Here is a 24,256-nt window from a genome sequence, read left to right as displayed (position 1 = left end):
GGGCTCCTTATGCGTAGGGAAGCATGTTGCGAACGCGTGCGTCGTCCGTCGCATGCACCGCCGTCATACCGCGAAGCTGACGCTTCGACTTGGTGGTTTTCTTCGTCAGGATGTGGCGCTTGAACGCCTGCGAACGCTTGATGCTGCCGCTCGCCCTGACCTTGAAGCGCTTTGCAGCGCCCTTCTTGGTCTTCATCTTGGGCATGACAAAACTCCATTTATGTCATCTTCACAGGTGACCGCGAACCTTTCGCAGCACTTTCATACCCGTGAACACTTGTTGTGCCGCGATTCTTCAACCGCGGCGACGCGAGGCAAAACCTCACGCATCGCCGGACTTCAGGTCCGGCAGATTCTTCTTCAGGCTGAGTGAATCAGACCTTCTTCTTGCTCGGTGCCAGCACCATGATCAACTGACGTCCTTCAAGCTTCGGAAACTGCTCAACCACCGCAAGCGCTTCAAGATCGGCCTTCACACGTTCCAGCAGGCGGATGCCGAACTCCTGGTGCGCCATTTCCCGGCCGCGAAACCGAAGCGTGACCTTCGCCTTGTCGCCGTCCTGAAGGAAACGCGACAGGTTGCGCAACTTGATCTGGTAATCGCCTTCATCCGTTCCCGGACGGAACTTCACTTCCTTGATCTGTATCTGCTTCTGCTTCGATTTCGCCTCGGCAGCGCGCTTCGCTTCCTGGTACTTGAACTTGCCGAAGTCCATCAGACGACAGACCGGCGGCTTGGCGAGCGGCGCAATCTCGACCAGATCCACACCGGCTTCTTCTGCCATCGTCAATGCCTGACGGGCCGACATGATACCGAGTTGCTCACCCTCTTCGCCAACAAGACGTATTTCCGGGGCGTTGATCTCCGAATTGAGGCGCTGCGATTTTTGCTGACTGATGCTCTTACTCCCGAGGCGAAAAAAATCAGGCCGTGCGATCGATTCCCCGCGTGGCGATTTCTTCAGCGAGACGCTGCATGAAATCGCTCAGGGTCATCTGCCCGAGATCCGTATTTCCCCGGGCACGCACGGCCACCATTTTTGCCGCCTTTTCTTTGTCGCCCACGACGACTTGGTAAGGCAGCTTCTGCAGACTATGTTCGCGGATTTTATAGTTAATTTTCTCCCCGCGCAAATCGCATTCGACGCGCAGACCCGCAGCGCGCAAAGCATTCGTGACTTCCTGGGCGTAATCCGCCTGCGCCTCCGTGATGCCCATCACGACGACCTGGACCGGCGCCAGCCACAGCGGAAAGTTGCCGGCATGGTTTTCAATCAGGATGCCGATGAAGCGTTCAAGCGAACCGAGTACTGCCCGATGCAACATCACGGGTCGGTAACGGCCGTTGTCCTCGGCGACGTATTCGGCGTCCAGGCGCTCTGGCAGCACGAAGTCGAGCTGGAGCGTGCCGCATTGCCACGACCGGCCGATTGCGTCCTTGATGTGGTATTCGATCTTCGGGCCGTAGAAGGCGCCCTCTCCCGGCAGCTCTTCCCACTGCATGCCGGACGCGGCCAGAGCATCGCGCAAACCGGCTTCGGCGCGATCCCACACGTCATCGGAGCCCGCGCGCTTGGCCGGTCGGAGGGAAAGCTTCACTGCCAGATCATGGAAGCCGAAATCGCGATAGACGCGCAGCAGCAATTCGTTGAAGGCCGTGACTTCCGAAGTGATCTGCGCTTCGGTGCAGAAGATGTGCGCATCGTCCTGCACGAAACCGCGTACCCGCATCAAGCCATGCAGGGCACCGGATGGCTCGTTGCGATGGCATGAGCCGAACTCAGCCAGACGCAGCGGGAGATCGCGGTAGGAATGCAGCGCCGCATTGAAAATCTGCACGTGGCCCGGGCAATTCATCGGCTTCACTGCGTAGTCGCGCTTTTCCGACTCGGTGGTGAACATGTTCTCGCGGTAGTTTTCCCAGTGGCCGGACTTCTCCCAAAGTACACGGTCCATCATCAGCGGCGTCTTCACCTCGCGATAGCCTGCGTCATCGAGCACCTGACGCATGTACTGCTCGATCTGCTGCCATACGACCCAGCCCTTCGGGTGCCAGAACACCATGCCGGGCGCCTCCTCCTGCATGTGAAACAGGTCGAGCTGCTTGCCCAGTCTCCGGTGGTCGCGCTTCTCCGCCTCTTCGAGCATGTGCAGATAGGCGTCCTGCTCGTCCTTCTTCGCCCAGGCCGTGCCGTAAATGCGCTGCAGCATTTCGTTCTTCGCATCGCCGCGCCAGTAGGCCCCGGCCACCTTCATCAGCTTGAACACCTTGAGTTTGCCGGTCGACGGCACGTGCGGGCCCCGGCACAGATCGATGAATGCGCCCTCGCGATACAGCGACACATCCTGATCGGCCGGAATCGACGCGATGATTTCCGCCTTGTAGTGCTCGCCGATCGACTTGAAGAAATCGACCGCCTTGTCGCGCTGCCATACCTCGCGCGACACGGGAATGTCCTTCTTCGACAGCTCGGTCATGCGCTGCTCGATCGCCGCCAGATCTTCCGGCGTAAACGGGCGCTTGTAGGAAAAATCGTAATAGAAGCCGTTGTCGATCACCGGGCCGATGGTCACCTGGGCATCCGGAAACAGCTCCTTGACTGCATATGCGAGCAGATGGGCGGTCGAATGGCGGATCATGTCCAGCCCGTCGGCATCGCGGTCGGTGACGATGGCCAGCTGCGCGTCACCTTCGATCACGAAAGAGGTGTCCACCAGCTTGCCATCGACACGACCGGCGAGCGCCGCCTTGGCCAGACCGGCGCCTATGGATGCCGCAACGTCGCGTACGGTGACTGCAGCCTCGTAGCTGCGGACCGAACCATCCGGCAGGGTGATATTGACCATTGGCGTTGCTCCGGAAAACGGTAACGGGGGTGTAACGAAAACTCGGGACGAAAAAAAAGTGCGGCCTGAGCCGCACTTTTCAATTTGCACACGCTTGAACGACATCATCGTTCCGTGCGTCTTGATCTGCAGGCCTCAGACAGCGATAGGTACCGGAGTGAAACGCGTTCGCGGTGTCATAACGCAACCTTTCAAAACCTGCAGCGTGTGTTGGTAGGCGCGATTGGACTCGAACCAACGACCCCCACCATGTCAAGGTGGTGCTCTAACCAGCTGAGCTACGCGCCTAAAAGAGCGCGCAAGTATAGCCTGAATCCGGCGCGACTCAAGACAAATTTCGCACGCTGTTTTACGGTGCCTGCCAGGCGGCCAGATACTCCTTCCAATGCGCACCCGGCTGCGTGGCCAGCCATTCGCGCACGAAACCGATTTCGGCATCGTACTGCGCGCGGTCGAGCACGCCGCGCATCAACTGGAAGCGCTGGAACACGAGGAAGGTGTTGAGCACATCGGTTTCACAGTAATCACGGATCTGCGCAATCTCGCCGCGCTGCCACGCCCCCCACACGGCCGAGCCGTCCATGCCCAGCTTGCCCGGGAAACCGATCAGCTTGGCCAGTTCATCCAGCGGCGCATTACCGCGGCCCTGATAAAGCGCCAGCAGATCCATCAGGTCCAGATGACGCGAGTGGTAGCGACTGATGTAGTTGTTCCACTTGAATTCCCGGGCGTCCGGGCCATCGCCCTCGCCCATTTCCCAGTAGCGCGGCGCAGTGACGCCGTGGATCAGACCGCGGTAGTGCAGCACCGGAAGATCGAAGCCTGCGCCGTTCCAGGACACGATCTGCGGCGTCAGCCGCTCGATGCCTTCGTAGAAGCGCTGGATGATCTGGCCTTCGCCGTTTTCCGGCTCGGCCAGCGACCACACCTTCAACGAGCGCGCATCGCGCAATGCGCACGAGATGACGACGACGCGCTGCAGATGCAGCGGCAGGAAGTCGTGGCCGACGCTGGCCCTGCGTTGCTGAAAGGCGAACTCGGCCACTTCCGAGTCGGACAGCTCGTCCGGCAGCTGATGCAGCCGGCGTATACCGGCGATGTCCGGAATGCTTTCGATGTCGAATACGAGTACGGCGGCCATGTCTGTCCTGTGAGGATTGAAGTTACTTGCGCGACCACTGCCCGCCGGACTGGACATACCAGCCACTCTGGGCACGCCCGATCCAGCGTTGCGCGAAGGTGGAGCGGATATCCGCCTCCCATTCGGGATGACCGTTGGCGCGCGCGATTTCGCGATACAGCGCATCGCGATCGCCATTTTCCTGCGCCACCAGCCCCTGCACTGCCTGGCGTTGTGCCAGCGGCACCGCATTGGCATCGCGCAACGCGACCCGGCCATCGGCGGTGAGACCCAGCGCGCCGGATGCATAGTGCGGTGCAAGCTGCGCGTGGCGTGCCTGCATCGCGTCGCGCAGCTGGCTGATCGCAGGTGTGTTGATTTCCAGATTACCCTGGGACCAGACTGCGCCCGCGTACATCACGCACAGCAGAACGATACGGTGCACTGTCTTCATGGTTGCTTTCCTTCCGGAATCGACGGCGTCTGGCTGCCGTTCTTCAGCTGCCAGACTTCGTCGATGATGCGATCGGCGGCCTTTTCCGCCGCAGCGGCGGGAAAGTAGATGTTGATGGTGACGCAGCCCCCGAGCAGAGCAGAGGCCGCCAGTACGATGGCCATCGACCTGCGCGACGGTGATCGTCGTGTGAGCGCCTTGTATGTATGCGACCTGTTCATGTCCACCTCATTGAAGCACCGGTTTCGTTTCGGTCACGCGCGCCAGCCGTTCCAGCAACACCTGCCAGTCGACGCGTCGATTGTAGCCAACCACGCTGAGCGCCGGCACACCGCCCCCCTCGATCAGCACGAATCCGCCGTTCCGGTTGCTCAGCCCATCCATCTCGCACACACCATTGCGCAAACGGCACGACACCCCGATGCGCCGATATCCGAAGCGTTCGAACACACCCAGGAATGTACGCTGGATCGCCGCAGTGGCACCCGAGCCCCCCAGCGCAGTGATGCTATCCACAGCGCGCTGGCTGATCGACCGCGGATAGTCACCCTCACTCGAACGCACGCGCGCATCGAACGCCAGTGGCGCCCAGCGCGACAATTCCAGCCCGGTGACATCACCGTCGAGCCGACCGGTGATGCGACCGAACTTGAAGGTTTCGGTCAGCGCGTCCAGATCGACGTAACGCATCTGCAGGTCGGAAAGTACACGCGGTGTCGTGCCGAAGGGCTCGATCACCTGCAGACCGCTCGCGGCGATGTAACCGCCGAACACCTGGATCATCAGTTGGCCGTCCAGTGACAGCACGCCATCGCGCCAGCGCACGTGCGGCACGCTGGCGCCGACACTTCCGGCCATGCGCGGCCAGCCGAGTGCCTGCGTCAGCTCCGGCATCGACAGTGGTTCAAGGTCGGCCGACAGGTCACCGGTCCACCGGCCGTCCACGCGCTCGAAGCGCAGCAGATTCAGCTGAAGGCCGGCGTCGAGCAGCGGGATACGCACCGGCTGAACAGCCACATGATCGGGTGCCACGTCGGCGTCGAGCGCGAAGCGGCCGACAGGCACGCGGCCGAATCGCCCTTCGGCCGCGGTGATGTGCATGCGTGTCGCACCTTGACGCTGCCACGGCAGGTCTGCGTCCAGTTGCTGCAGCGAATACCGCCCGGCTGCGTCACTCACGTGGCCACCGCGTACGATCAGTTTCGCACTGTGCAACCCGGCAGGATCAAGCCGGGCGGCCACATCTGCGTACCCCTGCATGACGAATGGCGGCCAGCCCCGCGCGGCAAACAGGGGCTGGACGAAGCGTTCGTTAAGCAGTTTCAGGTCGAGTTCGGCGCCCTGCACGCGCGCCGCGTGCAGCGCGGCACTTGCGCGATCCAGTGTGGCGTCGCCGGTCAGACGCCCTATACCGGCAAGATCAAGCGCGAGCGACGTAAGATCCAGCGCTGACGCCGACAATCTGAAATCCGCCGACAGAACGCTGCCGCCTCCAGTCAGATAGACGCTGTCCCACAGCAATTCGCCGCCGCGCCAGTCGGTTACGAGCGTGCCGCGCCAATCCGGGCCGTCGCGCTGCACGTCGATATCCATGACCGCCGAAAGCGATTCCGCTGCACGCAAACCATCTGCCGAGGCGAAACGTCCGTCGCGTAGAGCGAGCGCGGCACGCAATCGGGGTGACCGTTCGGCGCCCTTCAGCACCAATGTGGCGTCAACATCAGCCGTACCGGCTGGCAGATAAGGTTTCAACGCCGGAAGGTCGCCGAGCAGGAATGCAAGCGGCACGCCGGACGCCACCAGCCGCAGTTGCGGCAAACTGCCAGCGAGGTCGCCGCTCACCGTTGCCGTGACTTCGGCGCTCAGGCGGACGTCTGCGCGCAGCGCGCGTTGAGGTCCGCGAAGGCTGAACTCGACCGGCCAAGGACCGTAACCTTCGGCGCTCAGTCGCCCTCCTCTGCAATGCATTTCAGGCAGCACCGCGAAGTCGCCGCATTCGAGTTTGACATGCTGCAGCGTGCGCCCGGCCACAAGCGCGCGTGAAGCAGTGATGCGTGCGCGGCCGCCACCCAGTCCGGCTGCAGCAATGCGCACATCGATCAATTCGACTGCAGCCGCCGACAGCGACTCGAAGCGCAGTTCGATGGCCGCCTGCAGCGATGAATGGGCACCGAGCAGAATCAGCGCTGCCGCGCAGCGGCGCAGCGGGCGCAACAGTCGTTCAGGAGGGAAATACACCCGTAGACAGATAGCGGTCACCACGGTCGCAGACAATGGTGACGATGGTCGCATTCTCTACTTCGGCCGCAATCCGCAAGGCGACCACAAGTGCACCGCCGGAACTGATCCCTGCGCAAATCCCCTCTTCCGCCGCCAGGCGGCGGGTCATGTCTTCCGCGGCAGCCTGGCTGACGTACTCCAGCCGGTCGACGCGCGCGCCGTCGTAGATCTTCGGCAGATAGGCTTGCGGCCACTTGCGGATTCCCGGAATCTGCGCACCTTCCTCCGGCTGACAACCAACGATCTGGATGTCCGGATTCTTCGCCTTGAGAAAGGTCGAGGTACCCATGATGGTACCGGTGGTGCCCATCGAGCTGACGAAATGAGTGACGCGACCGTCTGTGTCGCGCCAGATCTCCGGGCCCGTCCCTTCGATGTGGGCGCGCGGATTGTCCGGATTGGCGAACTGGTCGAGGATGATGCCGCGACCTTCGTCACGCAACTTCTCCGCCACATCGCGCGCCAGTTCCATGCTGCCTGCCTTGCTGGTCAGCACCAGTTCGGCACCGTAGGCGGCCATGCTCTGCCGACGTTCGATGCTCTGGTTTTCTGGCATCACCAGAATCATCTTGTAGCCGCGCATCGCCGCCACCATGGCCAGCGCGATGCCGGTGTTGCCGCTGGTCGCCTCGATCAGCGTGTCACCTGGCTTGATGTCGCCGCGCTCTTCGGCGCGGCGGATCATCGACAGCGCCGGTCTGTCCTTGACCGAACCAGCCGGATTGTTTCCCTCAAGCTTGCCGAGGATGACGTTGCCGCGGCGGGCATTGTCAGCACCCGGAATACGCTGCAGCCGAACCAGCGGTGTGTTGCCGACGAAATCTTCGAGTGTCTTGTAGTGCATGGCTGCCTTGAAGTCTGTAGGGCGGATTCAGCGTGAGCCGGCCGGTTTGGGGGGCGCGCCTGCCGGCCTCGGCGGAGCAGCGGACGTCGCGGCCGCTGGATCGGCCGACGGCTGGGCGGGAGGACTGCCGGCGGGTCTCGGTGGTGCGCCTGCCGGGCGCGTCGGCGGTGCATGCGGGGTGCCCGCTGTACCGCCCGCCGGACGCGGCGGTGGCGATCCGGCGGATCGCACCTGCGTTGCAGCGGGCGCCTGCGCCTCCGGTAGCGGTGCTGCAGCAGGCGTCTGAACCACTGAAGGTGAAGCGCGGCGGCGCATCACCACGACGCCGATCACTGCGACGAGCACGAGCACCCCGACAATCCACCAAGGGAAGCCATCGGAGGCCGGTTCGGCAGAGGGCGGGCTCGCGGTCGCTTCGGACCGCGCTGCACCGCCCCCGGCCCCGACGGTGAGCAGCGGCTTGAGTTCGGCGAATGTCTTGTCGCCGATGCCCTTCACATTGCGCAGATCTTCCACCGAGGCGAACGGGCCATTCTTCGAACGGTGCTCGATGATGGCCTGGGCGCGACTCGGGCCGACGCCGGGCAATGCATCGAGTTCAGCTTCGGTGGCGACATTCAGATCGAGCGTGGCCAGCGCCCAGGGGGCGGCGAGGCAGAGAAGCAGACAACAGGTCAGGCGACGCATGGCGCAAACTCCACAGGCAGACGAAAGACGGACGTCGCGCGACCGTCGGATCAGGTGTGACGCAGATCGGCCGCCAGTTCGTCCAGCGAGCATACCGCAGTGCCGAGCTTCGCAACGACGATGCCCGCCGCGCGATTCGCCAGCCGCATCGCATCGATCATCGAACTGCCCGCCGCGAGCATGACGGCCATCGTGGCAATCACCGTGTCGCCTGCGCCACTCACGTCATACACCTCGCGTGCGAGTGCCGGTTCGTGGATGACTCCGCTGCCGTCGTACAAGCTCATGCCGGCATCCGAGCGGGTCAGCAGCAGCGCGCCAAGATTCAGTTCGTCACGCAGCGCGTGTGCGCGGCGCGCCAGATCGTCGTCGTCCGTCCAGCGTCCGACGACCTCACGCAACTCGTTTCGATTCGGCTTCAGCAGCGTGGCGCCGGCGTAGCGCGAATAGTCGTCACCCTTGGGATCGACCAGCACGGGTTTACCGGCGGTTCGGGCGATATCCATCATGTCGCGGATGTTCGACAGCGCGCCCTTGCCGTAATCGGACAGGATCACCAGATCTGCGTCGCTCACCCGGCGAGCAAACTCATCAAGCTTGGCGCGCAACACTTCGTGCGTGGGCATGTTCTCGAAATCGATGCGCAACAGTTGCTGCTGGCGGCCGATCACGCGCAGCTTGATCGTGGTCGACAAGGCAGCGTCTTCGTGCAGACTCGCATCGATGTGCGCCGACTTCATCTGTTCGCGCAGCGTGCAGCCTGCGTCGTCGGCACCCACCACCGACAACAGGCTGACGTGTGCGCCCAGTGCGACACAGTTGCGCGCGACGTTGGCCGCACCGCCCGGCCGCTCCTCCACCCGGTCGATCTTTACCACCGGCACCGGTGCTTCTGGCGAAATTCGCTGCACGTCGCCGAACCAGTAGCGGTCCAGCATCACATCGCCTGCGACGAGGATGCGCGCGCGCGAGGTGTCGGGCAACGACAAATTGGATGTCGGCAAGCTCATCGATCAGGGCGTGAGGTCGAATTCTTCGGTGCGTTTGGGCGGATAGGTTTCCCAGCCGCCACAGGCCGGACAACGCCAGTGGAATTGGCGCGCCTTGAAGCCGCAGGTATCGCAACGGTAACGCGCCACGCGACGCGTGTGCGCATGGATGATGCCCTTCATCAGATCGGAATCGGTGCGCGACTCCGGCGGCAGCGTCTGCATCTGTGCTTCAAGCAGCTTGTCGAGGCCGAGCAGCGTCGGGTTGCGGCGCAATTCGTCGCGCACCAGCGCGAGCGCACCGGCCGGCCCTTCCGTGTCGAGCTCTTCCTTGAACACCACGTCGAGCAGATCGAGCGAAGTGTGGCGTTCCAGATAGCTCTTCAGCAACGTGATGCCCTGACGTTCGCGACCGAGTTTGCGGTAGGCGTCGGCCAGACGGCCGGCAACCAGTGCGAGGTAGACCGGATTCTGCTGTTCGACCCGCTGCCACTGCTCGATCGCAAGTTCCCACTGCTGCTCGGCGGCGTGCAGGTCTCCCATCAATACCAGCGCACGCACACATTTGCGATGCGTGGCCAGCGCGTCCTCGAGCAGCGGCCGGGCGTCGCTGTAACGCGACTGCGCAAGTGCATGGGTGGCGAGCTCGCACAGGAACTGGGCAATGTCCTTCTGCGCACGGTGTGATTCGCCCGGCGGCAAGGCGCGTGCGATCTCGATCGCCTTCGCCCACTCTTTCTCCTGCTGGTAAATGTCGAGCAGGTGATGCAGGGCTGCCATATCGAGCGGCGTATTGCGCAAACCCACGAAAACCTCTTCGGCGCGATCGAGCAGACCGGCCTTCAGATAGTCCTGACCCAGTTCCAGCCGGGCATTCAGGCGCAACTCCGACTTGATGTCCTCTCGCTTCACCAACGCCTGATGAATCTGGATGGCACGGTCAGTCTCGCCGCGGCGACGGAACAGATTACCGAGCGCGAACTGCAGTTCGGTGGTTTGCGGATCACTGCGGGTCGCCTCGATGAAGGACTCGATGGCGCGATCCGGCTGTTCATTCAGCAGGAAGTTCAGGCCGGCGAAGTAGGAGCGCGGCAGCGCTCTGGATTCGCTGACCAGATGGCGAATATCGATGCGCGCAGCCAGCCAGCCAAGCCCGAAGAAGAGCGGCAGCGCGAGCAACCACCAAAGTTCGATGTCCATGTTCAGTGGGTGGCCGACTCAGTCAGCCGAAGTTGGAGTCGGGCCAGACTGCTTGCGCGCATGCGTCCAGCCTGCAAACGCACCCAGCAGCACACCCAGCACGAACAATGCGAGCAGCAGGACCGACAGTTCGATGCGCCACTCGTGACCGAAGAACCAGCGCACAGTGACCGGATCGCTGTTGCGCGCAGCGAGGCCCAGCAGCAGCAGGAACACGACAATGCGCAACAGCCAGGTGAGGATGGCCATGGGCGGGTGAAATCAGGATACGGGCGTTGCGGCAGCCAGTGCCTGATCGACTCGCTCGCGCAGTTCCTTGCCCGCCTTGAAATGCGGCACGCGTTTCTCGGGCACCAGAACCTTTTCGCCGGACTTCGGGTTGCGGCCTACGCGCGGCGGCCGGTGATTCAGCGAAAAACTGCCGAAACCACGAATTTCAATGCGGTCGCCACGCGCCAGTGCGGCCGTCATTTCATCGAGAATCATCTTGACTGCGTAGTCGGCATCCTTCGCCACCAGTTGCGGGAAGCGCGTAGCCAGCCGGGTGATCAGTTCGGATTTTGTCATGACAGATCGATTGAGCAGGTGCAAGGAACCGGATGATGACAAGACAACGCCGCCCGCAGGCGGCGCTGTCACCAAGCCTCAATCGCAAGCTGCGATCAGGAGGGGTTCTTCAGCTTCGCCTTGAGCAATGCACCCAGATTGGTGGTGCCGCTGCTGGCCGACGAACCTTCGGACTGGATCTTCTGGATCGCGTCGTTCTGGTCCGCCTGATCCTTCGCACGCACAGACAGCGTGATCGAACGGGTCTTGCGGTCGAGATTGACGATCATCGTTTCGATCTCGTCGCCGACGTTCAGCACGGTGGTCAGGTCATCAACGCGATCACGCGAAGCTTCCGAGGCGCGCAGATAACCTTCAACGTCGTCGTTCAGCGCGATCACCGCGCCCTTGGCATCGACCGACTTCACGTTTCCGCGCACGACGCTGTTCTTGTCGTGGGTGGCGATGAAGTTGGTGAAGGGATCCCCATCCATCTGCTTGACGCCGAGCGAAATACGCTCGCGTTCGACATCGATCGACAGCACGATGGCCTCGACTTCGTCGCCCTTCTTGTAGTTGCGAACAGCTTCTTCGCCGGTCAGCGACCATGACAGGTCGGACAGATGCACCAGACCGTCGATGGCGCCGGTGAGACCAATGAACACGCCGAAGTCGGTAATCGACTTGATCTGGCCTCGGACCTTGTCGCCCTTCTTGTGGTTCATCGAGAAATCTTCCCACGGGTTTGCCTGGCATTGCTTCATGCCCAGCGAAATCCGGCGGCGGTCTTCGTCGATCTCGAGAATCATCACTTCGACTTCGTCGCCCAGCTGGACAACCTTGGTCGGGTGGATGTTCTTGTTGGTCCAGTCCATCTCGGACACGTGAACCAGGCCTTCGATGCCCTGTTCGATCTCGACGAATGCGCCGTAGTCGGTCAGGTTGGTCACCTTGCCGAACAGGCGGGTGCCTTGCGGGTAGCGGCGCGAAATGCCCACCCACGGGTCTTCGCCCAGCTGCTTGAGGCCCAGCGACACGCGGTTCTTCTCGGCATCGAACTTGAGCACCTTCGCTTCGACTTCATCACCGACCGCGAGCACTTCCGACGGGTGACGCACGCGGCGCCACGCCAGATCGGTGATGTGCAGCAGCCCGTCGATGCCACCGAGGTCGACGAATGCACCGTAATCGGTGATGTTCTTGACGATACCCTTGACGATCGTGCCTTCCTTCAGGTTCTCGAGCAGCTTTTCGCGCTCTTCGCCTGCAGTCAGTTCGAGCACCGCACGACGCGAGACGACCACGTTGTTGCGCTTGCGGTCGAGCTTGATGACCTTGAATTCGAATTCCTTGTTCTCGTACGGCGCGGTGTCCTTGACCGGACGCAGATCGACCAGTGAGCCCGGCAGGAAAGCGCGGATGCCGTTGGTCATGACGGTCAGGCCGCCCTTGACCTTGCCCGACACCAGACCCTTGACGATGGTGCCGTCGCCGAGCGCCTTTTCGAGTTCGTTCCACGCAGCGATGCGTTTTGCCTTGTCGCGCGACAGCCGGGTTTCACCGTAACCGTCTTCGAGCATTTCGATTGCGACGCTGACGTAATCGCCCGGCGCAACCGTGAGCTCGCCACGATCCGTGCGGAATTCTTCGATCGCGATATAGCTTTCCGACTTCAGGCCGGCATTCACGACAACGAAATTGTTGTCGACGCGCATCACTTCGGCGGTAATGACCTCACCGGCGCGCATTTCCTGGCGCTGGAGGCTTTCCTCGAACAACGCTGCAAAACTTTCCATGGAATCCATGGATTCGGACGACTGGGCAACTTGGGACATTGGCAAAAAGCCGCTTGCGCGGCAACGGGTTAGGGGTGAACACAACACCCTGCGAACATTCGCAGGCTGCACTTGCCGGACAACGGCGCATCAGGAATCGGTTCGATGCACCGGCTGCCCTGCTTTCACTTGCTCCCACGCATCAAGAACCATCCTGACGGCGGCATCTGCGGACATCGAACTCGTATCTAGCGGAATCGCACCGGCTACGCGCACCAGCGGCGCATTGGCTCGTTTGCTATCCCGTTCGTCGCGTTCACGCAAATCCTGAGAAAGACTCTCGAGATTAGCAGAAACACCTTTTTCGATCAACTGCTTATACCGCCTCTGCGCTCTGACCTCGACGCTGGCGGTGAGGAACACCTTGAGCGCGGCATCGGGGAACACCACGGAGGCCATGTCGCGACCGTCCGCCACCAGTCCAGGAAGTCGGCGGAACGCACGCTGTCGCTCAAGCAGGGCCTGCCGTACGCCCTGATGTACCGCAACTTTCGACGCACCGACCGACGCGTCCTCGCTGCGCATCGCGTCCGACACCTCTTCACCGGCAAGCCAGGTCGCCTTGTCTGCAAAGCGCACATCGAGCGCGCTAGCAATGGCTTCCAGCGTTTCTCCGTCGTCCAGAGACGCGCCGCGCCGCAGCGCAGCCAGGGCGGTGAGCCGATAGAGCGCGCCGCTGTCGAGCAGGTGGAAGCCCAGCGCCGCCGCGACGCGCGCGGCGACCGTCCCCTTGCCGGACGCGGACGGCCCGTCTATTGCAATCACAGGCGCCCGAATGTCGCCGCTCATCGCGCCACCTCCGCCCAGCGAGTGAAGTAGTCGGGAAAAGTCTTGGCGACGCAGCCGGGGTCCATGATGCGCAGCGGCACACCGCCCAGCGTAGCCAGCGAGAAGCACATGGCCATGCGGTGATCGTCGTAGGTGTCGATCGATGCACCGGCGATGAAGGCCTTGGGCGGGGTGATCGCAAGATAATCGGCGCCCTCCTCCACCGTGGCACCGACCTTGCGCAGTTCGATCGCCATCGCGGCAATGCGGTCGGTCTCCTTGACCCGCCAGCTGGCGATGTTGCGCAGCCGGCTCGGACCGTCGGCAAACAGCGCGCAGATGGCCAGCGTCATCGCCGCATCGGGAATGTGGTTCAGGTCAAGATCGAAGGCACGCAGCCGCCCGCTGGCCGGAGCGGACGCCTCCATCCAGTTCGGCCCCATGCGGATGACCGCGCCCAGCTGTTCGAGCGCCTGCGCGAACGCCACGTCGCCCTGAACCGAATCGTGCCCCACGCCTTCCACGCGCACCGGACCACCGCCGATCGCGCCAGCTGCGAGGAAGTAGGAGGCCGAAGATGCATCGCCCTCGACGAAGCACTCGCCGGGCGACACATACTTCGCGGCAGCAGGCAGGCGGATGGATGACCAGCCATCGCGCCGGGCGTCGACACCGAATTGACGCATCAGGGCCAGCGTGATGTCTACATAAGGTTTGGAAATCAGTTCGCCATCGATGTCGATGCGCATGGCGCGCCCGGTGAGCGGCAGCGCCATCAGCAACCCGGTCAGGAACTGGCTCGACACATCACCCCGCACACTGACTGCGGCCACCTCCCGTAACCGGGCCGGATGGATGCGCAGCGGCGGAAAGCCGGTCTGGCCCTCGTACTCGATCTGCGCACCAACCTGACGCAGCGCATCCACCAGATCACCGATAGGCCGTTCATGCATGCGCGGGACGCCATGCAGGCGGTACTCGCCACCCATGAGCGCCAGCACCGCGGTCAGCGGTCGAAAGGCCGTGCCCGCATTGCCGAGGAACAAGTCAGCCTCGCAGATCGTGAATCGGCCAGCAGTGCCGCGAACGCGATAATCATTACCGCCCGCGTGCTGCCAATCCACGGCCAGGCTGCGCAGCGCGTCGAGCATGCGGTCGACGTCGTCGGAAGACAGCAGGTCGTGCAGCAAGGTATCGCCCTGCGCGAGTGCGGCCAGCAGCAGCACGCGGTTCGAAATGCTTTTCGAACCCGGCAGGCGCAGCGTGCCGCGGGCGTTGGCGGCGGCAGGAAGATCGAGAAATTCTGTTTTCATGATGGCTGGAAGGTGCCGCCGGCACCGTGCAATGAAGGTGGGGCCGGCTGTCGGATCAACTCTGGCGCTGCGCCCACGCAACGCGGGCCTCTCGGGCGATGCCGAGCAGCTTTTCGATGCCGGTGGCGTCGCCCTGCTCGATCAGCAAGCGATACCGCGCGAGCTCTTCTTCGTACGCCGTCAGTTCGGCAAGCAACGCGTCACGATTGGCAAAGAAAATGTCGCGCCACATTTCGGGGTGGCTGGCCGCGATGCGGGTGAAGTCGCGAAAGCCGCCGCCGGCGAGGCTGAATATCTCGTCAGCGTTCGACCGCGCAGCCAGTTCGGACACCAGCGCGAACGACAGCAGATGCGGCAGGTGACTGACCGACGCCAGCCAGCGGTCGTGATGTTCGGGCGATGTGGTCGATACACGGGCACCGCACACCTGCCAGGCCTTGCGGACCAGATCGATCGCGGCATCGTCGTTCTCGACCAGCGGCGTCAATACCACCCGGCGCTTGTCGTACAACTCGGCGCGCGCCGCCTGCGGGCCGCTCTTTTCGGCGCCGGCGATCGGATGGCCCGGCACGAACTGTCCGATCCGGGAACCGAACCGGGCGCGCGCCACCGCAACGACATCGGCCTTGGTGCTGCCGGCGTCCGTGACCACCGTGTCGAGCGACAGATGCGGCATCAGGTTCGACATCACGACATCCATCTGGCCCACCGGCATCGCGAGCAACACCAGGTCGACGCCCGGCAGGGCGGTTCGCCAGTCTGTCTCGATTCGATCGACGAGGCCGAGCGACAGCGCGTCCTGCATGCTGTCCGCAGTGCGTCCGATGCCGACAACCTCACCGACCTGCTTCGCCTGCTTCAATGCCGCAGCAAACGAGCCGCCGATCAGACCGACACCGCAGACCAGCAGGCGTCCGACCAGAGGCTTCATCATGGCGCCGGTCACGTCCGCGCCCTTGTCAGGGCATCGATGAAGCGTGCGTTCTCCGACTCGAGACCGATCGATACACGCAGCCATTCCGGCATCGCGTAGCCGGCGATCGGACGCACGATGACTCCCTGCTCGAGCAATCGGCGGTTGACGGTGGCCGAATCGCCCGCGCGGAACGCAATGAAATTGGCGTAGGAGCGAATGTACTCGATGCCCTGGGCGTCGAAGAACGCTTCCATCTGGCGCAGCCCCGCTGCGTTGGCTGCAGCCGATGCACGCACGAAGTCCTGATCCGCAAGTGCGGCCGCTGCTGCGGAGAGCCCCACATTCGACACGTTGAACGGCTGCCGCACGCGATTGAGCAGATCGATCACGGGCGGCTGACCGATGCCGTAACCGACACGCAGACCACCCAGGCCGTATGCCTTGGAAAAAGTGCGCGACACCAGCAGGTTGGGGTAGCGCGCCAGCCAGCGTGCGCTGTCGTAGGCAAGCTGCTCCGGCAGATACTCGCTGTAAGCCTCGTCGAGCACAACCAGAACATCTGCCGGCACTGAAGCGACAAAACGTTCGAGTGCGGCAGCATCAACAAAGGTGCCGGTCGGGTTGTTCGGATTGGCGATGAATACGACACGCGTATCGTCGCGGATGGCCGCACGCATGGCGTCGAGATCGCAGCCGAAATTGCGTGCAGGCACCTCGATGCCGCACGCGCCCGCGGCGAGCGTAGCCAACGGATAGACGGCGAAGGCATGCTTCGAATACACGGCACTGCGACCCGGCCCCAGAAGCGCGCGCGCCACCATTTCGAGCACGTCGTTCGAGCCGTTGCCAAGCACGATCTGATCGATGTTGATGCCGTGATGACGCATCACGGCCTGCTTCAGTTCGAAGCCGTTGCCGTCGGGGTAGCGCGGCACCTCGTCGATCGCCGCCAGCGCGGCTGCACGCGCATGCGGGCTCATGCCCAGCGGATTCTCGTTGGATGCCAGTTTGACGATGGAAGACTCTTGCAGTCCCATTTCGCGGGCCAGTTCGGAAATCGGCTTGCCCGGCTGATACGGGGAAATCGAACGGATATGCGCCGCTGCGCGGTCGAACACACTCATGAATTGCTCACCGAAACCGGATAGGAACCGAGCACCTTTAGCGATCCTGCTTCGCCGCGGATGCGGGTAACCGCCTTGCTGACGGCCGGCTCACTCAGATGGCCTTCGATATCGACATAGAAAACATATTGCCAGCCCCCGCTGCCGAAACCGCGTACCGGTCGCGACTGCAACTTCGTCATGCTGACGCCCTCGTCAGCCAGTGGCTGCAGAAGACGCACCACTGAACCCGAACGGTTCTGGACGGTGAAGATGAGCGAGGTCTTGTCGCGGCCTGAGGGACCTGCGTCGTGCTCGCCCAACACCAGGAAACGGGTCGTGTTCGCCGGATCATCCTCGATGTTGGCGGCAAGGATATGCAGGTCGTAGGCACGCGCCGCCGCCTCACCGGCAATCGCCGCAGCACGTTCTTCCTCGGCTGCACGACGCGCCGCCTCGGCGTTGCTGGCCACCGCCACTGTCGGCACGCCCGGCAAGTTGCGGTTGAGCCATTCATGACACTGCGCGAGCGACTGCGAATGGGAATAGACGCAGCGCACCTGCTTCAACGGCGTGTCGCGACTCATCAGATTCTGTTCGACGCGCAACATGACTTCTCCGCACACCATCTGCGTCGTGCTGAGCAGCATGTCCAGCGTTCGACCGACTGCACCCTCGGTCGAATTTTCGACCGGCACGACGCCATATGCCGCGTTGCCCGCTTCCACGGCACGGAACACGTCGTCAATCGTGGCCAGCGGCAAAAGCGCCGGCGCCGTGCCGAAATGCCGACGTGCAGCACTTTCGGAAAAGGTACCGGCCGGGCCGAGAAAGGCAACCGTCAGCGGCTGCTCAAGCGCAAGACAGTGCGACATGATTTCGCGGAACACCGTCTTGACCGCGTGGCCGGGCAGCGGACCCGGATTGTTCTCTTCGAGCCGGCGCAGCACCTGAGCTTCGCGTTCCGGGCGATAGATATTGCCCTGCTTGATCTCGCCGATGCGGTGCGCAACGCGCGCCCGTTCGGAAATGAGCTGCAGCACGCGCTGATCGATGTCGTCGATCGCATCGCGCAGCTTCAGCAATTCCTCCAGCTCGGAAGTGGATGTCGGGGGAGTCGGATCGGATGCCATCGTTCAACCGTACCTGCGTTCAAATTCAGTCATGTAGTCGGCCAGTGCCCGCGCACCGTCGAGCGGCATCGCGTTGTAGAGCGAGGCGCGCACACCGCCCACTGCGCGATGTCCCTTCAGGTTTATCAACCCGCGCCGGCGAGCGCCATCGAGAAAGCGTGTTTCCAGCCGGGGCTCGCGGAGGAAGAACGGTATGTTCATGCGCGAGCGCGACCCGGGCTGGATACGGTTCGTGTACAGCTTCGAGCCATCGAGAACGTTGTAGATGAGCGTCGACTTGGCCGCGTTCTCACGCTGCATCGCCGCGACGCCACCGGCCTTCTTCACGTGTTCGAATACCAGACCGGCAACCCAGATCATGAACGCTGCGGGTGTGTTGTACATCGAATCCCACTCGACGTGGCGCGCGTAGTTCATCACCGACGGCACCGCAGCGCGGGCACGGCGCAGCAGGTCGTCGCGGACGATCACGATTGCCAGCCCGGCGGGGCCGATGTTCTTCTGCGCGCCGGCGTAGATCAGTCCAAAGCGCGACACGTCGATCGGCCGTGACAGGATGTTGGAGGACATGTCCGCCACCAGCGGTACGCTGCCGGTGTCAGGGTAGTCGGCAAATTCGACGCCACCTATCGTTTCATTGGCGCAGATGTGTACATAGGCGGCCTGCGGATCCAGTTGCCAGTTCGCCTCCTCCGGTACACGATCGAATTCGCTTGCGGCCGCGCTGGCGGCGATGCGTACATTCACCAGGGGTGCGGCTTCTGCCATCGCCTTGTCAGACCAGTAACCGGTGTGGATGTAATCCGCGCTCTGCCCCTCACGCGCAAGATTCAGCGGCACCATCGCGAAATGGGGCGTGGCACCGCCGTGCAGGAACAGCACGTGGTGGGAATCGGGGATCGCGAGCAGTTCGCGCAGGTCCGCTTTGGCGCGGGCGAGAATGTCGGCGAACGGTTCGCTGCGGTGCCCCAATTCGAGCGCCGAGTATCCACCCCCATCAAAATCCTGCCACTCGCGCGCAATCCGCTCGATCACCGGATCCGGCATCATCGCCGGCCCAGCCCCGAAGTTGTACGCGCGCTCGCCCATGTCAGAACTATTCCGCGTCCTCGCCCCCGGCATCAGCTTCACCGGCAGACTCTGACTCGGCGTCGGAATCGACGTCGGCTTCGCTGTCGCTTTCGATCACCTTTTCGACGCCCGCGAGGCGGGTGCCACCATCGAGGTTGATCAGCGTGACGCCCTGGGTCGAACGGCCCATCTCCCGGATGTCTTCCACTCGCGTGCGGATCAGTACGCCGCCGGTTGAGATCAGCATGATTTCATCCCGGGTATCGACCAGAACGGCACCGACCACCGCGCCATTGCGCTCGCTTGACGCGATCGCCATGACGCCCTTGGTGCCGCGACCATGCTTCGGATACTCGGTCACCCGGGTGCGCTTGCCGTAACCGTTCTCGGTTGCGGTCAGCACACTCAGTTCATCGTTCTTGGACACCAGCATGCAGATCACGCTCTGGCCGCCTTCGATCATCATGCCGCGAACGCCGCGCGCCGTTCGGCCCATCGGACGCACGTCAGCCTCGGCGAATCGCACCGCCTTGCCGGCGTCAGAGAACAGCATGATGTCGTCAGTTCCGTCGGTGATCGCGACGCCAATCAACACGTCGCCTTCGTCCAGATCAACGGCGATGATGCCGGCCTTGCGCGGATTGCCGAAGTCCGACAACGGCGTCTTCTTGACCGTGCCGCGGCCGGTGGCCATGAAGATGTAGTGGTTCTCGTCGAATTCCCGGACCGGCAGCACGGCCGTGATCTTCTCGCCCTCCATCAGCGGGAACAGATTCACGATGGGCTTGCCACGCGAGTTGCGCGATCCTTCCGGCGCTTCGTACACCTTGAGCCAGTAGACGCGACCGCGGCTGGAGAAGCACAGGATGTAGTCGTGCGTGTTGGCGATGAACAGCTGATCGACGAAGTCGTCTTCCTTCACCGCCGCCGCCTGCTTGCCACGACCGCCGCGGCGCTGCGAACGGTAGTCGGCCAATGGCTGGCGCTTGAAGTAGCCGCCGTGCGACAGCGTCACGACCATGTCCTGCTGAGCGATCAGATCCTCGATGCCCAGATCCTGGGTATGCGTGACGATTTCCGAGCGGCGACCGTCGGCGAACTGGTCGCGGATCTGGCGCAGTTCGTCGGAAATGATCCAGTTGATGCGTTCCGGGCGGGCCAGGATGTCGAGCAGGTCGATGATCTGTGCGATCACCTCCTTGTACTCGGACATGATCTTTTCCTGCTCCAGGCCGGTCAGGCGCGCCAATTGCATGTCGAGAATGGCCTTGGCCTGCGCATCCGACATGCGGTAACCGTCGGCGAACGAACCGAATGCGGCATCGAGGCCGTCCGGTCGGAAGGCTTCGGCGCCGGCACGGGCCAGCATTTCATCGACCAGCGGCGACTTCCACGGGCGCGACATCAGCGCGACCTGCGCTTCGGCGCGCGACGCCGAGGCCTTGATGAGCGCAATGATTTCGTCGATGTTCGACAGCGCCACCGCCAGACCTTCGAGTACGTGGCCGCGTTCACGCGCCTTGCGCAGCTCGAACACGGTGCGACGGGTGATCACTTCGCGCCGGTGCGACAGGAAGCAGTCCAGCATTTCGCGCAGGTTCAGCAAACGTGGGCGGCCATCGACCAGCGCCACCATGTTCATGCCGAAGGTGTCCTGCAGCTGCGTGAGCTTGTACAGGTTGTTCAGAATGACTTCAGGCACTTCGTTGCGCTTGAGTTCGACCACGACGCGCATGCCGGACTTGTCCGACTCGTCGCGGATGTCGGAAATACCCTCGATCCGCTTTTCGTTAACCAGCTCGGCGATGCGCTCAAGCAGGGTCTTCTTGTTAACCTGGTACGGCAACTCGTCGACGATGATGGCCTGGCGACTGCCGCGGTCGATGTCCTCGAAGTGCGTGCGGGCGCGCATGACGACGCGGCCGCGGCCGGTCAGGTAGCCCTCGCGCACGCCGGTCAGACCGTAGATGAATCCGCTGGTCGGAAAATCGGGGGCCTGCACGATGTCGATGAGCTGTTCGATCGTGGTATCCGGCTCCTTAAGCAGCAACTGGCAGGCGTCGAGCACTTCGCCCAGATTGTGCGGCGGAATGTTGGTCGCCATGCCGACCGCGATGCCCGCACTGCCGTTGATCAGCAGGTTAGGAATGCGGCTGGGCAGCACCAGCGGCTCCTGCTCCTTGCCGTCGTAGTTCGGTCCGAAATCGACGGTTTCCTTGTCGATGTCGGCCAGCAGTTCAGCGGCAATCTTGTCCAGACGGCACTCGGTGTAGCGCATGGCCGCCGCGTTGTCGCCGTCTACCGATCCGAAATTGCCCTGGCCGTCGATCAGCGTGTAGCGCAACGAGAAGTCCTGCGCCATGCGCACCAAGGTGTCGTATATCGCCGAATCGCCGTGCGGGTGGTACTTACCCATGACGTCGCCCACAACGCGGGCGCACTTCACATAGGGCCGGTTCCACTGGATGTTCGCCTCGTGCATCGCGAACAGCACCCGGCGATGCACCGGCTTGAGACCGTCGCGCACATCGGGCAGCGCGCGGCCGACGATCACGCTCATCGCGTAATCGAGGTAGGAATGCCGCATTTCGTCTTCGAGCGAAATGGGCAGCGTTTCCTTGGCAAAAGAAATGGTCATCTGAGGGCGGGAGGCGGACTGCGGCTGTCGTTGTATGAAACCAGTCAGACGGCGAGCTGTCTGTGCGGGCGGTTTGTGCAGCCAAACCGCAAGTTTAACATGCGCTTGCACTCGCCCCGGGGCCGCCGCACGTCACCCGGACAGACTAGACTTCGTCGAATCGCACCGACCTCCCCGCCGCCCGACACCCATGCAGACAGCGCAAGCGCCCATTGCAATCGACCTGTTGATCGAAGCCCGCTGGATCATCCCGGTCGAACCGGCCGGGGTGGTGCTCGAACATCACGCCGTTGCGGTCAGCAACGGCCGCATCGTTGATGTCCTTCCGGCCGAAGAAGCACGCCAGCGCTACGTACCGGGTGAACTGCGGACGCTGGACGACCATGTATTGATTCCGGGCCTGGTCAATGCCCACAGCCACGCCGCGATGAATCTGCTGCGAGGGTATGCGGACGACCTGCCGCTGATGCGCTGGCTGAGCGAGCGCATATGGCCGGCGGAGCAGGAACACGTGAGCCACGACTTCGTCCGCGACGGAACCTCCCTGGCCTGCGCTGAAATGCTGCGCGGCGGCGTCACCTGCTTCAACGACATGTATTTCTTCCCGGATGCCGCCGCCGAAGCGGCGATCGATCTGGGCATGCGCGCCGTGCTGGGCATCGTGGTCATCGAGTTTCCCAGCGCCTGGGCCAGCGACGCCGATCAGTACATCAGCCGGGGGCTCGCAGTGAGGGATCACTACAAATCCCATCCGCTGATTCACTTCACGCTGTCGCCCCACGCGCCCTATACGGTTTGCGACGCCACATTCGAGCGCATCCGCACACTCGCCGAGCAACTTGATCTCCCCGTCCACATCCATGTGCACGAAACACAGAGTGAAATCGAGCAGAGCGTTGCCCAACACGGGGTACGGCCACTTGAACGTCTGCGCCGACTCGGGCTGATCGGCCCCGCACTGATCGCAGTGCACGCGGTGCATCTGAATGGCGACGAAATCGCGCTGTTGGCCCGCGAAGGTTCAAGCGTGACGCACTGCCCCACCTCCAACATGAAACTCGCAAGCGGCGCAGCGCCCGCGGCCGCGCTGGTGTCCGCCGGCGTCAATCTCAGCCTGGGCAGCGATGGCGCCGCCAGCAACAACCGACTCGACCTGTTCCAGGAGATGCGCCAGGCGGGGCTTCTTGCCAAGCTGACGACCGGTGACGCGGCGGCGTTGCCCGCCGTTCAGTTGTTGCAAATGGCAACACTGGGGGGCGCGCGCGCGCTCGGCCTCGATCACCTCATCGGGTCCATCCGCCCGGGCAAATCGGCTGACCTCTGCGCGGTGGCGTTCGACGCACTGGAAACATGCCCCCGTTACGCGCCGCTGTCGCACATCGTCTATGCCGCAGGGCGGGAACATGTCAGCGAAGTATGGGTCGCAGGACAAGCCCGCGTCAGCCGTGGCATTCTGTTGCACCCGCACAACAACGAATTGAAGGCGCGCGGGCGGCTGTGGCAAAATAAGGTGATCAAATAACGGCTTGCCGCTGCCGTTCTGGCGGATATCGCTGGTAATCGTGGTTTCAGCAAAGGCTTTGGGAGCGTTTCCGCCGGAATCTTGCGAATCCACGAAGGGTCCGATTTACAACCGATTCAAGTCTCATACGAGGGGATCATGCTAAAACAACTGACGCAAAAACCGCTGCTCATCGCTCTGCTCGCCGCATCCGCCGGCTTTGCTTCGAATGCATTCGCGGCTGAAGACATCAAGGTCGATCCGAAGATTCAGGCCCACGTCCCGTATGTGATCGACAGCCGCGGCGTTGTCGTCCGCAGCGCAACCGGCCTCTGCTGGAGAACCGGATTCTGGACCCCAGCCTACGCCGCGTCAGTGCCCGCCGTCGGCTGCGCCTGCGACAAGGACCTTCTGCCGAAGGATGTCTGCGAGCCGCCCGCTCCGGTAGCCGCACCGGCACCGAAGGCTGAGCCCGCACCGGCACCGGCTGCGGCACCGAAGCCCGCCGCACAGAAGATCACCCTGTCGGCTGATGCCCTGTTCGATTTCGACAAGGCTGTGCTGCGCCAAGAAGGCAAGGACAAGATCGACGACGTGGTCAGCAAGCTCGGTTCAATCGACCTCGAAGTGATCATCGCTGTTGGCCACGCTGACCGCATCGGCAAGGAAAAGTACAACCAGACGCTGTCCGAGAAGCGCGCAGCTGCGGTCAAGGACTACATCGTCAGCAAGGGCGTCGAAGCCAACCGTGTATACACGGAAGGCAAGGGCGAATCGCAGCCGGTCACGGGCGATGCCTGCATGAAGATGGGTGCAGAGAACTTCCGCAACAAGAAGCTGGTGAATTGCCTCCAGCCTGACCGTCGCGTGGATATTGAAATCATCGGCACCCAGAAGTAATCGGGTTCCTTGATCTGAAAAGCCCTGCACTCGTGCAGGGCTTTTTTTCGTCCGACTTTTCCAGAGGCTGCGTATACCATCGTCTGCAACCGATGCACATCTCGCCCTGTC

23 protein-coding genes and 1 tRNA gene are annotated in these 24,256 nt (G+C 62.8%); 2 read left to right on the top strand and 22 right to left on the bottom strand.

The genetic code is table 11. The features are described 5' to 3' along the window. Positions 1–7: 7 nt before the first annotated feature. The 22 genes from rpmI to gyrA form a co-directional block, all read right to left on the bottom strand. The gene (gene rpmI / locus ACTIFF_RS08520) at positions 8–205 is read right to left on the bottom strand and encodes a 50S ribosomal protein L35 (RefSeq protein ID WP_008062636.1); all 198 of its coding nucleotides are present in this window, start codon (positions 203–205) and stop codon (positions 8–10) included. A gap of 169 nt (positions 206–374) precedes the next feature. Then, complete coding sequence (gene infC / locus ACTIFF_RS08515) at positions 375–899, bottom strand: translation initiation factor IF-3 (RefSeq protein WP_257095049.1); 525 nt, start codon at positions 897–899, stop codon at positions 375–377. A gap of 25 nt (positions 900–924) precedes the next feature. Next, entirely contained in the window at positions 925–2,847 is a 1,923-nt protein-coding gene (gene thrS / locus ACTIFF_RS08510) for a threonine--tRNA ligase (RefSeq protein WP_439536440.1), read from the bottom strand. Between the two features lie 211 nt (positions 2,848–3,058). Beyond that, positions 3,059–3,135: transfer RNA gene (locus tag ACTIFF_RS08505), tRNA-Val, on the bottom strand. A 61-nt stretch (positions 3,136–3,196) separates the two neighbouring features. Next, positions 3,197–3,988: a 3'-5' exonuclease gene (locus ACTIFF_RS08500; RefSeq protein WP_439536439.1), complete on the bottom strand. Its 792-nt coding sequence runs from the start codon at positions 3,986–3,988 to the stop codon at positions 3,197–3,199. Positions 3,989–4,010: 22 nt separating this feature from the next. Further along, the gene (locus ACTIFF_RS08495; protein ID WP_439536438.1) at positions 4,011–4,421 is read right to left on the bottom strand and encodes a YdbL family protein; all 411 of its coding nucleotides are present in this window, start codon (positions 4,419–4,421) and stop codon (positions 4,011–4,013) included. Further along, on the bottom strand, positions 4,418–4,585 hold the full coding sequence (locus tag ACTIFF_RS08490) for a hypothetical protein (protein ID WP_439536437.1): 168 nt from the start codon (positions 4,583–4,585) through the stop codon (positions 4,418–4,420). Before ACTIFF_RS08490 ends, ACTIFF_RS08495 begins: the two co-directional genes overlap by 4 nt. Before the next feature lie 64 nt (positions 4,586–4,649). Beyond that, positions 4,650–6,635 carry a hypothetical protein gene (locus ACTIFF_RS08485; RefSeq protein WP_439536436.1) on the bottom strand — a complete coding sequence of 662 codons (1,986 nt, stop codon included), beginning with the start codon at positions 6,633–6,635 and terminating at the stop codon, positions 4,650–4,652. A 7-nt stretch (positions 6,636–6,642) separates the two neighbouring features. Then, positions 6,643–7,545, bottom strand: a complete 903-nt coding sequence (gene cysM / locus ACTIFF_RS08480; RefSeq protein ID WP_439536435.1) for a cysteine synthase CysM — start codon at positions 7,543–7,545, stop codon at positions 6,643–6,645. Between the two features lie 27 nt (positions 7,546–7,572). After that, complete coding sequence (locus ACTIFF_RS08475) at positions 7,573–8,232, bottom strand: helix-hairpin-helix domain-containing protein (RefSeq protein WP_439536434.1); 660 nt, start codon at positions 8,230–8,232, stop codon at positions 7,573–7,575. Positions 8,233–8,282: 50 nt separating this feature from the next. Further along, positions 8,283–9,236: a D-glycero-beta-D-manno-heptose-7-phosphate kinase gene (gene rfaE1, locus ACTIFF_RS08470; protein WP_439536433.1), complete on the bottom strand. Its 954-nt coding sequence runs from the start codon at positions 9,234–9,236 to the stop codon at positions 8,283–8,285. Positions 9,237–9,245: 9 nt separating this feature from the next. Next, a complete protein-coding gene (gene lapB, locus ACTIFF_RS08465; protein WP_439536432.1) occupies positions 9,246–10,421 on the bottom strand; it encodes a lipopolysaccharide assembly protein LapB in 1,176 nt (391 codons plus the stop codon). Positions 10,422–10,439: 18 nt separating this feature from the next. Beyond that, positions 10,440–10,670, bottom strand: a complete 231-nt coding sequence (locus ACTIFF_RS08460) for a LapA family protein (RefSeq protein ID WP_257080724.1) — start codon at positions 10,668–10,670, stop codon at positions 10,440–10,442. Between the two features lie 12 nt (positions 10,671–10,682). Continuing rightward, positions 10,683–10,988 (bottom strand): integration host factor subunit beta, encoded by a 306-nt coding sequence (locus ACTIFF_RS08455; protein WP_069039907.1) that lies wholly within the window; start codon positions 10,986–10,988, stop codon positions 10,683–10,685. A 95-nt stretch (positions 10,989–11,083) separates the two neighbouring features. Continuing rightward, positions 11,084–12,802, bottom strand: coding sequence for a 30S ribosomal protein S1 (gene rpsA / locus ACTIFF_RS08450; protein WP_223300160.1), 1,719 nt, complete (start codon positions 12,800–12,802; stop codon positions 11,084–11,086). A gap of 90 nt (positions 12,803–12,892) precedes the next feature. Then, positions 12,893–13,591 (bottom strand): (d)CMP kinase, encoded by a 699-nt coding sequence (gene cmk, locus ACTIFF_RS08445; protein ID WP_439536431.1) that lies wholly within the window; start codon positions 13,589–13,591, stop codon positions 12,893–12,895. Then, positions 13,588–14,883 (bottom strand): 3-phosphoshikimate 1-carboxyvinyltransferase, encoded by a 1,296-nt coding sequence (gene aroA, locus ACTIFF_RS08440; RefSeq protein ID WP_439536430.1) that lies wholly within the window; start codon positions 14,881–14,883, stop codon positions 13,588–13,590. Before aroA ends, cmk begins: the two co-directional genes overlap by 4 nt. 55 nt (positions 14,884–14,938) lie before the next feature. Continuing rightward, positions 14,939–15,817, bottom strand: coding sequence for a prephenate dehydrogenase (locus ACTIFF_RS08435; RefSeq protein ID WP_439536650.1), 879 nt, complete (start codon positions 15,815–15,817; stop codon positions 14,939–14,941). Between the two features lie 8 nt (positions 15,818–15,825). Then, positions 15,826–16,923, bottom strand: a complete 1,098-nt coding sequence (hisC, locus tag ACTIFF_RS08430) for a histidinol-phosphate transaminase (protein WP_439536429.1) — start codon at positions 16,921–16,923, stop codon at positions 15,826–15,828. Then, positions 16,920–18,035 (bottom strand): prephenate dehydratase, encoded by a 1,116-nt coding sequence (gene pheA, locus ACTIFF_RS08425; RefSeq protein ID WP_439536428.1) that lies wholly within the window; start codon positions 18,033–18,035, stop codon positions 16,920–16,922. Before pheA ends, hisC begins: the two co-directional genes overlap by 4 nt. Positions 18,036–18,038: 3 nt before the next feature. Further along, positions 18,039–19,124 carry a 3-phosphoserine/phosphohydroxythreonine transaminase gene (serC, locus tag ACTIFF_RS08420; RefSeq protein WP_439536427.1) on the bottom strand — a complete coding sequence of 362 codons (1,086 nt, stop codon included), beginning with the start codon at positions 19,122–19,124 and terminating at the stop codon, positions 18,039–18,041. A 7-nt stretch (positions 19,125–19,131) separates the two neighbouring features. Further along, on the bottom strand, positions 19,132–21,744 hold the full coding sequence (gene gyrA, locus ACTIFF_RS08415) for a DNA gyrase subunit A (RefSeq protein ID WP_439536426.1): 2,613 nt from the start codon (positions 21,742–21,744) through the stop codon (positions 19,132–19,134). 190 nt (positions 21,745–21,934) lie between these two features. Between gyrA and ACTIFF_RS08410 the strand changes: the two genes are divergently transcribed. Then, positions 21,935–23,266, top strand: coding sequence for a TRZ/ATZ family hydrolase (locus tag ACTIFF_RS08410; RefSeq protein ID WP_439536649.1), 1,332 nt, complete (start codon positions 21,935–21,937; stop codon positions 23,264–23,266). Between the two features lie 138 nt (positions 23,267–23,404). After that, positions 23,405–24,145, top strand: coding sequence for an OmpA family protein (locus ACTIFF_RS08405; RefSeq protein WP_439536648.1), 741 nt, complete (start codon positions 23,405–23,407; stop codon positions 24,143–24,145). Positions 24,146–24,256: the final 111 nt, after the last annotated feature.

This window comes from Methyloversatilis sp. (assembly GCF_051861465.1).
Classification (GTDB): Bacteria; Pseudomonadota; Gammaproteobacteria; order Burkholderiales; family Rhodocyclaceae; genus Methyloversatilis.
Note: the sequence above shows the minus strand (reverse complement) of the source record. Positions and strands in the feature narration are given on the sequence as shown.

What these genes read in the sequence shown, in the direction of transcription:
- rpmI (WP_008062636.1), bottom strand. Translation starts at nt 205, where the DNA reads ATGCCCAAGATGAAGACCAAGAAGGGCGCTGCAAAGCGCTTCAAGGTC.
- thrS (WP_439536440.1), bottom strand. Translation starts at nt 2,847, where the DNA reads ATGGTCAATATCACCCTGCCGGATGGTTCGGTCCGCAGCTACGAGGCT.
- ACTIFF_RS08500 (WP_439536439.1), bottom strand. Translation starts at nt 3,988, where the DNA reads ATGGCCGCCGTACTCGTATTCGACATCGAAAGCATTCCGGACATCGCC.
- ACTIFF_RS08495 (WP_439536438.1), bottom strand. Translation starts at nt 4,421, where the DNA reads ATGAAGACAGTGCACCGTATCGTTCTGCTGTGCGTGATGTACGCGGGC.
- ACTIFF_RS08490 (WP_439536437.1), bottom strand. Translation starts at nt 4,585, where the DNA reads ATGGCCATCGTACTGGCGGCCTCTGCTCTGCTCGGGGGCTGCGTCACC.
- cysM (WP_439536435.1), bottom strand. Translation starts at nt 7,545, where the DNA reads ATGCACTACAAGACACTCGAAGATTTCGTCGGCAACACACCGCTGGTT.
- ACTIFF_RS08475 (WP_439536434.1), bottom strand. Translation starts at nt 8,232, where the DNA reads ATGCGTCGCCTGACCTGTTGTCTGCTTCTCTGCCTCGCCGCCCCCTGG.
- lapB (WP_439536432.1), bottom strand. Translation starts at nt 10,421, where the DNA reads ATGGACATCGAACTTTGGTGGTTGCTCGCGCTGCCGCTCTTCTTCGGG.
- ACTIFF_RS08460 (WP_257080724.1), bottom strand. Translation starts at nt 10,670, where the DNA reads ATGGCCATCCTCACCTGGCTGTTGCGCATTGTCGTGTTCCTGCTGCTG.
- ACTIFF_RS08455 (WP_069039907.1), bottom strand. Translation starts at nt 10,988, where the DNA reads ATGACAAAATCCGAACTGATCACCCGGCTGGCTACGCGCTTCCCGCAA.
- rpsA (WP_223300160.1), bottom strand. Translation starts at nt 12,802, where the DNA reads ATGTCCCAAGTTGCCCAGTCGTCCGAATCCATGGATTCCATGGAAAGT.
- cmk (WP_439536431.1), bottom strand. Translation starts at nt 13,591, where the DNA reads ATGAGCGGCGACATTCGGGCGCCTGTGATTGCAATAGACGGGCCGTCC.
- aroA (WP_439536430.1), bottom strand. Translation starts at nt 14,883, where the DNA reads ATGAAAACAGAATTTCTCGATCTTCCTGCCGCCGCCAACGCCCGCGGC.
- ACTIFF_RS08435 (WP_439536650.1), bottom strand. Translation starts at nt 15,817, where the DNA reads ATGATGAAGCCTCTGGTCGGACGCCTGCTGGTCTGCGGTGTCGGTCTG.
- hisC (WP_439536429.1), bottom strand. Translation starts at nt 16,923, where the DNA reads ATGAGTGTGTTCGACCGCGCAGCGGCGCATATCCGTTCGATTTCCCCG.
- pheA (WP_439536428.1), bottom strand. Translation starts at nt 18,035, where the DNA reads ATGGCATCCGATCCGACTCCCCCGACATCCACTTCCGAGCTGGAGGAA.
- serC (WP_439536427.1), bottom strand. Translation starts at nt 19,124, where the DNA reads ATGGGCGAGCGCGCGTACAACTTCGGGGCTGGGCCGGCGATGATGCCG.
- gyrA (WP_439536426.1), bottom strand. Translation starts at nt 21,744, where the DNA reads ATGACCATTTCTTTTGCCAAGGAAACGCTGCCCATTTCGCTCGAAGAC.
- ACTIFF_RS08410 (WP_439536649.1), top strand. Translation starts at nt 21,935, where the DNA reads ATGCAGACAGCGCAAGCGCCCATTGCAATCGACCTGTTGATCGAAGCC.
- ACTIFF_RS08405 (WP_439536648.1), top strand. Translation starts at nt 23,405, where the DNA reads ATGCTAAAACAACTGACGCAAAAACCGCTGCTCATCGCTCTGCTCGCC.